This is a genomic window from Hahnella aquatica (SeqCode) (assembly GCF_965194505.1).
GTDB classification, from domain to species: Bacteria; Pseudomonadota; Gammaproteobacteria; order Burkholderiales; family Burkholderiaceae_A; genus Hahnella; species Hahnella aquatica.
Genome location: NZ_OZ239144.1, coordinates 1,826,910 through 1,834,640, shown reverse-complemented (window position 1 = coordinate 1,834,640; position 7,731 = coordinate 1,826,910). Strand labels below are relative to the sequence as shown.

The following is a 7,731-nucleotide window of genomic DNA, read 5'->3' as shown; positions in this document are numbered from 1 at the left end:
GGCCGTATTCTACCCGAGGCGGATAGTTATCCACAGGGCTTGCTGGCAGTAATTTTTGCGGAAAACCCTGTTGACAGGCTACACTTGACGGTTCACCCATAGGAGTTGCTTTAAATGAAACGCACATATCAGCCTTCCGTGGTTCGCCGCAAAAGAACCCATGGCTTTCTGGTCCGCATGAAAACCCGTGGCGGCCGTGCCGTGATCCGTGCTCGTCGCGCCAAGGGCCGCAAGCGCCTGGCTGTCTAAGCTTTTCAAGGCTGGCCGATTTGGCACTCGAAAGCCTTCGGTCCCCGGCTGAAATCGGTGCGTTGCTGTCGACGCGTCCAGTGGCTGTTTCTGGATCGTATGCCTTGCACACCAGTGCCGCACCGGTGCTTCGACTCGGGCTTATCGTTCCCAAGAAGTGCATCCGCTCCGCGGTGGCTCGAAATAAAGTGAAGCGCTGGTCTCGTGTCTTGATGCATCAACACGGCCTGGAGCCCCAGTCGGTGTTGCTTCGTGTGCGACACAAGGTGGCGCTCGCCACGCCGCAGGAGCGTCATCAACAATGGCTCTTGCTCAGCGGCCTCTTTCAGCGAGGCCTTCAAACCCCCAAGTCTGTATCCCAGGTGCCGTCAACATGTTGATTTGGGCTGTGCGAGCGGCCATCTGGTCTTATCAGATAGGCCTCAGGCCCATCCTGGGGCCTCGGTGTCGTTTTGAACCGAGTTGTTCCAACTACGCAATGGAAGCGTTTCAAGAACACGGCCTCTGGACGGGTGGGCGTTTGACTTGCCAACGCCTGTGTCGGTGCCACCCATGGGGCGGTTCAGGCTGGGATCCTGTTCCCTCTCCACCCACATCTTCATCTTCGAATCAGTAAGGGCAACATGGACACGCGTCGCACAATTTTATTGATGGTTTTTATTGGATCTGTATTTCTGCTGTGGGACGCGTGGACACGTCAGTCCATGACACAGAATGCGTCTTCGCCTGCGGGGGCGGTGGCAACGGGCAGCGACGCATCGGCACCCGCGGTGGGAACCGGTGTGGGCGCAGTCGCAACCGCGCCAGCCCCGGGTGTGGCCAGTGCAAGCGTTCCAGCGGCAACGCTGCCCACCCCCAGCCTCACAGCACCGCCGCCTGCAGCGGCTGCGCCCGTGTTGCCAGAGGCCGCCAAGGGCCAGGTCATTGTTCTGCAAAACAGAGACCTGTATCTCGAAGTCAGCACCCTGGGTGGCAATCTCGTGACGGCCAGGTTGCTGGACCAGCAGTCTGACAACTATGACGACGGCGTGGTCCGACTGTTCGACGGTCGAACAGAGCGCCGCTACGAGGCCCAGTCGGGTTTGGTGGCCGGTGCGGGCCGAGCAGACACCTACCCCAATCACACACTGGTGTTTTCGCCTCAGCCTCTCAAGTCAGACCAAGACCCCAAGCGCACCGTGGTGCTTGCATCGGAATCAGGTGGTCTGAAGCTGCTGAAGACCATCTCCATTGAGCCCACTGGGCACGCGGTGCGAATCTCCCATACGGTGCTCAATACGGGCGCAGACACCCTTGCGCCCAATTTGTATTTGCAATTCCTACGAAATGGAAACGCGCCCCCTGGTGAGAGCCAGTTCTACATGACCTTCACGGGCCCCGCCATTTACACCGACCAGGGCAAGTTCCAGAAGATTGACTTTTCAGACATTGAGAAAGGCCGACAAGACTTTGTTCGGCAGGCCAATGACGGCTGGATGGCCATTGTCCAGCACTACTTTGTGGCAGCCTGGGTCTTGAAGAATGACGCCCCAAGGGAGTTCTACACCCGCAAAGTGGGCGAAAATTTATATGCCGCTGGCCTGATTCAGGCCTTTGCGCCCGTGTCACCCGGGGCCCAGCAAACACACGATGCCACCCTGTATGTGGGTCCACAGGCACAGCGTACGCTGGAGGCCTTGGCGCCTGGTCTCGATTTGGTGGTTGATTACGGCTTTCTGACTTTCTTGGCCCAACCGATTTATTGGTTGTTGGAGCAACTGCACAAGGTGGTGGCCAACTGGGGCTGGGCCATTGTGCTGCTCACCATTCTGATTAAGCTGTTGTTTTATCCGCTGTCGGCCGCGAGCTATAAGTCGATGGCCAAGATGAAGGCCGTGGCTCCCCGGCTGGTGGCCTTGCGAGAGCGCTATGGCAATGACAAGGCCAAGTTGAACCAGGCCATGATGGAGCTCTACAAGACCGAAAAAATCAACCCTCTGGGTGGCTGCCTGCCGGTTCTGATTCAGATCCCTGTATTCCTGGCACTCTATTGGGTGTTGTTGGCAAGCGTGGAGATGCGAAACGCGCCATGGGCGCTTTGGATCACCGACCTTTCAACGCCAGACCCGTATTACATCCTGCCGATCGTCATGGCCATCACCATGTTCATCCAGACCAAGCTCAACCCAGCACCGCCGGACCCCTTGCAGGCCAAGGTCATGATGGCCATGCCCATCGTGTTCTCGGTCTTTTTCTTTTTCTTCCCGTCGGGCCTGGTGCTCTACTGGTTGGTGAACAACGTGGTCTCCATTGCGCAGCAGTGGTTGATCATGAAGCGGATGAATGTCGTCTGACACCATTGCGGCCATCGCCACGGCGTTAACGCCGGGCGCGGTGGGTGTGGTGCGGGTCTCTGGCCCGGGTGTTCAGCGGGTGATGTCGGTGGTGTTGTCGGCACCGGTGCCGGCCCGTGAGGCACGGCTGCGACGATTTCGCACGCTCGAGGGCGAGGTGGTGGATGAAGGCCTTGCGCTCTATTTCCCTGGCCCGAATTCCTTCACCGGCGAAGATGTTCTAGAGCTGCAGGGCCATGGCGGCCTGGCCGTGTTGGACCGAGTCCTCTCGGCTTGTTTGTCTGCTCAAACGCCAACACACCCCATTCGTCTGGCCGCGCCAGGCGAATTCAGTCAGCGCGCCTTCTTGAACGATCGGTTGGACTTGCTCCAGGCCGAGGCCATTTCAGATCTGGTTGCTGCCCGGTCACACGCGGCGGCCAAGGCGGCGATGGTGTCTCTGCAAGGTGGATTTAGCCAGGCCGTGGCGTCCTTGCAGGCCGAACTCACCGACCTTCGCATGCGCGTGGAGGCTTGTCTGGATTTCCCCGAGGAGGACGAGCCTTTTCTGGATCAAGAGGGGGTGCCGGGGCGACTGACGGCACTGCAGCAACGGGTGGCACAGGTGCTCGCGACATCTGCGCGCGGTGCGGCGCTACGAGAGGGCTTGCGCGTGGTGTTGGTGGGGCCACCCAATGTGGGCAAGTCTTCGCTGATGAATGCCCTGGCCGAGCGCGAGCTTGCCATCGTCACCCCCTTTGCAGGCACGACTCGAGACCGCATCGACCATGACTTGATGGTGGGCGGCATTCCCATCCATGTCACTGACACGGCGGGCTTGCGCGAGGCGGATGATCCCATTGAGCAGATGGGTGTGGCCCGCACGTGGCTGGCCGTGCAAGAGGCCGACCTGTTGCTGTTTGTGGAAGATGCGGCCGGCGTGGTGCCTGCCGACGCCGTGTTGGCGCAGACGCTCATGTCAGCCTGGAAGGCGCAGGGCGGACAGGCCCAGGATGTCTGGCACGTGCACAACAAAGTGGATCTGCTGCCGCAGGCCAGGGTCTCGCCCGAGGGTCATCATCATTGGGTGTCGGCCACGACGGGTGCAGGGCTGGATGGACTGCGTGCGCAGTTGAGTGCACGGGCTGGCTGGTTTTCAGAGGGGGAGGCGCCTTGGGGCGCCCGCAAGCGCCATGTGCTTGCACTCGAAGCGGTTCAGGCCGCGCTGGTGCTGGCCGCGGCCCACCTGCGGGAGTCCGAGGCAGAGCTGTTGGCTGAGCAGCTTTGGCTGGCACAGCAGCAGTTGTCCACCCTCACCGGGGCGCTGCATCCCGATGTCCTCCTTGGCGAGATCTTTGGCTCATTCTGCATTGGGAAGTGAGGCTTCAAAGCGTGCCAAGGCCTTGTTCTTTTTCACCTGTTCTGCTGGAAAGATTTGCCCCGACATGCAGACGTACGTGCCTGGCGCCATCGCTTGGGCGGTGGCCACGGCCATGCCCAAGTTAAAGAGCGCATCTGATTCTGGCTGGCTGGCGGGCACCATGGCCCCGGTGAAGACCACGACCTGATCTGGACGCTTGCAGCCCATCACCGCTTGGGCCGTGTTCACCATGGTGTCGGTGCCGTGGATGATGACCACCTGATTTTCTGCGGCGTGCGCCACTGCATCAGTAATCTGGTCTCGTTGCAGATCGGTCATGTCCAGGCTGTCGACCAGCATGAGCACCTCGGTGCGCGTGTTGGCTGGAAGACGACACTGCTGCGCCCATTGGGAGAGGCGGCTCTCAGTGAACCAGAGCCGTCCTTCGTCGGGTCGGTAAACCTTCTCAAAGGTGCCACCGGTCGAGAGAATCAGGAGAGCCATTGTGAGGCGAGTCTAACGGCAGATTCGAGTGATTTGGCGCTCGCGCAACCCCGACCGGCAATGTCGAAGGCCGTGCCGTGGTCGACACTGGTTCGGATGTACGGCAGGCCAATGGTGATGTTCACGCCGTCATCCAGCCCGTTGAGCTTGATCGGGATGAGGCCTTGGTCGTGGTAGAGGCAGACCACCAGGTCAAAGGCTTGGCCGAGGGGGTTCTTTTTGCAGGCACGCATGAAGACCGTGTCTGCTGGCCAAGGCCCTGACATTTGGCAATGTGGTGCGAGGGCCTGGGCGGCTCGGATGGCGGGCGCAATGAGGCGGGTCTCCTCGTCTCCAAATGCGCCGCCCTCAGAGGCGTGGGGGTTGAGACCTGCCACGGCGATGCGTGGCTTTGCAAGCCCGAGGGTCTGGGTGGCTGCTTGGGCTGCGATCTGGATGGTTTCTTGGAGGTGTTCCACCGAGAGGGCGTCGATGGCGGTGCGAAGGGGTGTGTGGATCGAATCCAGCACGACGGTGAGTTGATCGTTGGCCAGCATCATGCGCACGGCAGGCGGTTGCGCCGGGTTTGCGAGGTGGGCCAGCAGCTCGGTGTGGCCTGGCCAAGGATGCCCCGCAAGGTGCAGGGCCTTTTTTGAAATGGGTGCGGTCACCATCGCCTGGATGTGGCCGGTCATCGCGTCTGAATGAGCCTTCAGGATGGCCCGGTGCGCAGCCTCGCCGCTGGCCGCATGGTCGACCCCAACAGGATAGGCGCCCTCGCCACCGGTGTGCACCCACTGGGATGGGTCGTGCGGAATCTTCAGCCGCTGGGCCAGTTCTGCCAGGTGCGTGGCGTCTCCGTAAAGCACGAGTGCAGGGGCCTGCTGCGAGCGTGGCTCGGCCAGGATGGTCAGGCAGATCTCTGGGCCAATGCCGGACGGATCACCCATGGTGAGCCCTATAGAATGGCGGGCTCGGGGCAGGCTGTTCATGTCGACATGATGACTGATCCCTTCATGCATGTGGGGGTCATAGGGGATCGATGGTGGACGAGAGCCTTGGGCTGTTGGTGTTTCTGGGGTTGGCGGCGTTTTCGGCTGGCTTTGTGGACTCCGTGGTGGGCGGCGGTGGGCTGATCCAATTGCCCGCGTTGTTTGGCAGCTACCCTGGTGCGAGCACGGCAAGCCTTCATGGCACCAACAAGTTTTCGTCGATTGCGGGAACAGGCTGGGCCGCGTGGCGTTACATTCGGGTGGTCCGACTTGATTGGCGTGTGGCTGCGCCGGCCGTGGCCATGGCGGGGCTCTTTGCCTGGTTGGGTGCGAGCGTGGTGAGCCTGCTGCCAAGGGCCTGGGCACAGCCCTTGGTGCTGGTCTTGTTGGTGTTGGTGGCGGCCTTTACATTGCGTCGCCGTGACATGGGGATGGTGCATGCGCCCCGGTTATCAGGCAGGGCGGCCTGGGTTGCGGGTGGGCTTACGGGTGGTGTGATTGGGTTTTACGATGGCTTTTTTGGCCCAGGCACCGGAGCATTCCTGATCTTCGTGTTTGTGCGGTTTTTTGGGTATGACTTTTTGCACGCGTCGGCCAACAGCAAGTTGGTCAATGCCACCACCAATGTGGCGGCATTGGTCTTTTTTCTTCCGGCGGGCGCTATTTTGGTGGTCACGGCGGTGGTCATGGCCTGCTGCAATATTTTGGGTTCGACCTTCGGCACCCGAATGGCTGTGACGAAGGGCAGTGGCTTTGTAAGACAGTTCTTTCTCATCCTCTTGGCGGGGATGATTCTGCGAATGGGTTGGACGACTTGGGAGATGTTTTGATGGGAAGCACCACACAGATTGTTCATTGGATCAATGGTCAGCGACAGGCGGGCGTGGGCGATGGCTCGCAGCCAGTGTTCAATCCGGCCAAGGGCGCGGCGGCCTCGACCGTGGCCCTGGCCAGTGCAGAGACCGTGGACTTGGCGGTCAAAGGCGCTGCGAAAGCCTACAAAGAGTGGGCGGCCACTCCTTCGGTAAAGCGCGCCCGCGTGATGTTTAAATTCAAGGAGTGGGTTGAAAGCCATCGGGATGACCTTGCCATGGCCATCACCTCCGAGCATGGCAAGACGCTCGACGACGCCAAGGGGGAGATTCAGCGCGGCCTGGAGGTGGTGGAGTTTGCTTGCGGCATTCCGCAGTTGCTCAAGGGTGAATACACCGAACAGGTGGGCGGTGGGATCGATGCCTGGAGTGTTCGCCAGTCGCTGGGCGTTTGCGCGGGCATCAGCCCGTTTAACTTCCCCGTCATGGTGCCCATGTGGATGTTCCCCGTTGCGATTGCTTGTGGAAACACTTTCGTGATGAAGCCATCCGAGCGAGACCCGTCGGCGTCTCTGCTCATGGCCGAGGGTTTGAAGGCGGCTGGGCTGCCGGATGGTGTTTTTCAGGTGGTGCAGGGCGGTGTCACGGCGGTGGAGGCTCTGCTCGATCACCCCGACGTGGCGGCGGTGAGCTTTGTGGGTTCCACCCCCATTGCCAAGGCGGTTCATGCACGCGCCACTGGCCACGGAAAGCGTTGTCAGGCCCTGGGCGGCGCGAAGAATCACTTGGTGGTGATGCCCGATGCAGATCTCGACCAGGCCGTGGATGCCCTCATTGGGGCGGCATATGGCTCTGCGGGTGAGCGCTGCATGGCCATCTCTGTGGCGGTGGCGGTGGGCAGTGTGGCCGACGCCCTCGTGGCCAGGCTCACGGAGAAGGCTCGTGCCATTCGGGTGCTGCCCGGTGACCTGCCGGGTGCCGAGATGGGCCCCCTGGTCACCCAGGCGCACTTGGAGCGGGTGACGGGTTACGTGGATGCGGGTGTGGGTGAGGGCGCAACCCTCGTGCTCGACGGTCGTGGCCAGAAGCCGGCAGGCCACGAGAAGGGTTTTTTCATTGGCCCAACGCTCTTTGACCACGTCAAGCCCAGCATGTCGATCTACCAGGATGAAATTTTTGGTCCCGTGCTCAGCGTGGTTCGTGTGCCTGATTTTGAGTCGGCCCTGACCCTTATTCACGGCCATGCCTTTGGCAATGGTGTCTCCTTGTTCACGCGTGACGGCGACACAGCCAGGGAGTTTGGCAGCCGGGTACAGATTGGCATGGTGGGCATCAACATCCCCATTCCGGTGCCCATGGCATTTCACTCTTTTGGAGGCTGGAAGGATTCTCTGTTTGGCGACCATCACATTCATGGCCCGGAGGGTGTTCGGTTCTACACCCGTTACAAGGCGATCACGCAGCGTTGGCCCAAGGGCATTCGGGGTGGGGCAGAGTTCGTCATGCCCACGATGAAGTGAGCA

The 7,731-nt window shown here is 60.9% G+C and carries 9 protein-coding genes; 7 read left to right on the top strand and 2 right to left on the bottom strand.

What is annotated here, in order from left to right:
• Positions 1–114: 114 nt before the first annotated feature.
• The 5 genes from rpmH to mnmE are packed head-to-tail and all read left to right on the top strand — an operon-like array spanning position 115 to position 3,942.
• Positions 115–249: a 50S ribosomal protein L34 gene (gene rpmH / locus AC8GDA_RS09515; RefSeq protein WP_155281502.1), complete on the top strand. Its 135-nt coding sequence runs from the start codon at positions 115–117 to the stop codon at positions 247–249.
• Between the two features lie 20 nt (positions 250–269).
• Complete coding sequence (locus tag AC8GDA_RS09510) at positions 270–629, top strand: ribonuclease P protein component (RefSeq protein WP_506556282.1); 360 nt, start codon at positions 270–272, stop codon at positions 627–629.
• Positions 551–865, top strand: a complete 315-nt coding sequence (gene yidD, locus AC8GDA_RS09505) for a membrane protein insertion efficiency factor YidD (RefSeq protein ID WP_506556281.1) — start codon at positions 551–553, stop codon at positions 863–865. Before AC8GDA_RS09510 ends, yidD begins: the two co-directional genes overlap by 79 nt.
• Before the next feature lie 7 nt (positions 866–872).
• The gene (yidC, locus tag AC8GDA_RS09500) at positions 873–2,582 is read left to right on the top strand and encodes a membrane protein insertase YidC (RefSeq protein ID WP_506556280.1); all 1,710 of its coding nucleotides are present in this window, start codon (positions 873–875) and stop codon (positions 2,580–2,582) included.
• Complete coding sequence (gene mnmE / locus AC8GDA_RS09495) at positions 2,572–3,942, top strand: tRNA uridine-5-carboxymethylaminomethyl(34) synthesis GTPase MnmE (RefSeq protein ID WP_506556279.1); 1,371 nt, start codon at positions 2,572–2,574, stop codon at positions 3,940–3,942. The genes yidC and mnmE overlap by 11 nt, the downstream gene beginning before the upstream one ends.
• Here mnmE and AC8GDA_RS09490 read toward each other — a convergent pair.
• Together AC8GDA_RS09490 and pdxA are read right to left on the bottom strand one after the other, a co-directional pair.
• Positions 3,922–4,425, bottom strand: a complete 504-nt coding sequence (locus AC8GDA_RS09490; protein ID WP_506556278.1) for an asparaginase domain-containing protein — start codon at positions 4,423–4,425, stop codon at positions 3,922–3,924. The two genes, mnmE and AC8GDA_RS09490, sit on opposite strands and share 21 nt — an antisense overlap.
• Complete coding sequence (gene pdxA / locus AC8GDA_RS09485) at positions 4,413–5,396, bottom strand: 4-hydroxythreonine-4-phosphate dehydrogenase PdxA (RefSeq protein WP_506556277.1); 984 nt, start codon at positions 5,394–5,396, stop codon at positions 4,413–4,415. Before pdxA ends, AC8GDA_RS09490 begins: the two co-directional genes overlap by 13 nt.
• A gap of 50 nt (positions 5,397–5,446) precedes the next feature.
• Here pdxA and AC8GDA_RS09480 point away from each other — a divergent pair, with 50 nt between their 5' ends.
• Both AC8GDA_RS09480 and AC8GDA_RS09475 read left to right on the top strand, forming a co-directional pair.
• On the top strand, positions 5,447–6,226 hold the full coding sequence (locus tag AC8GDA_RS09480) for a sulfite exporter TauE/SafE family protein (protein ID WP_506556276.1): 780 nt from the start codon (positions 5,447–5,449) through the stop codon (positions 6,224–6,226).
• Positions 6,226–7,728: a CoA-acylating methylmalonate-semialdehyde dehydrogenase gene (locus tag AC8GDA_RS09475; RefSeq protein WP_506556275.1), complete on the top strand. Its 1,503-nt coding sequence runs from the start codon at positions 6,226–6,228 to the stop codon at positions 7,726–7,728. Before AC8GDA_RS09480 ends, AC8GDA_RS09475 begins: the two co-directional genes overlap by 1 nt.
• Positions 7,729–7,731 lie beyond the last annotated feature (3 nt).

Bases quoted from the DNA above. Each gene is read 5' to 3' on its own strand.
- rpmH (WP_155281502.1), top strand. From the start codon at position 115: ATGAAACGCACATATCAGCCTTCCGTGGTTCGCCGCAAAAGAACCCAT.
- yidD (WP_506556281.1), top strand. From the start codon at position 551: ATGGCTCTTGCTCAGCGGCCTCTTTCAGCGAGGCCTTCAAACCCCCAA.
- yidC (WP_506556280.1), top strand. From the start codon at position 873: ATGGACACGCGTCGCACAATTTTATTGATGGTTTTTATTGGATCTGTA.
- mnmE (WP_506556279.1), top strand. From the start codon at position 2,572: ATGTCGTCTGACACCATTGCGGCCATCGCCACGGCGTTAACGCCGGGC.
- AC8GDA_RS09490 (WP_506556278.1), bottom strand. From the start codon at position 4,425: ATGGCTCTCCTGATTCTCTCGACCGGTGGCACCTTTGAGAAGGTTTAC.
- pdxA (WP_506556277.1), bottom strand. From the start codon at position 5,396: ATGAACAGCCTGCCCCGAGCCCGCCATTCTATAGGGCTCACCATGGGT.
- AC8GDA_RS09480 (WP_506556276.1), top strand. From the start codon at position 5,447: ATGGTGGACGAGAGCCTTGGGCTGTTGGTGTTTCTGGGGTTGGCGGCG.
- AC8GDA_RS09475 (WP_506556275.1), top strand. From the start codon at position 6,226: ATGGGAAGCACCACACAGATTGTTCATTGGATCAATGGTCAGCGACAG.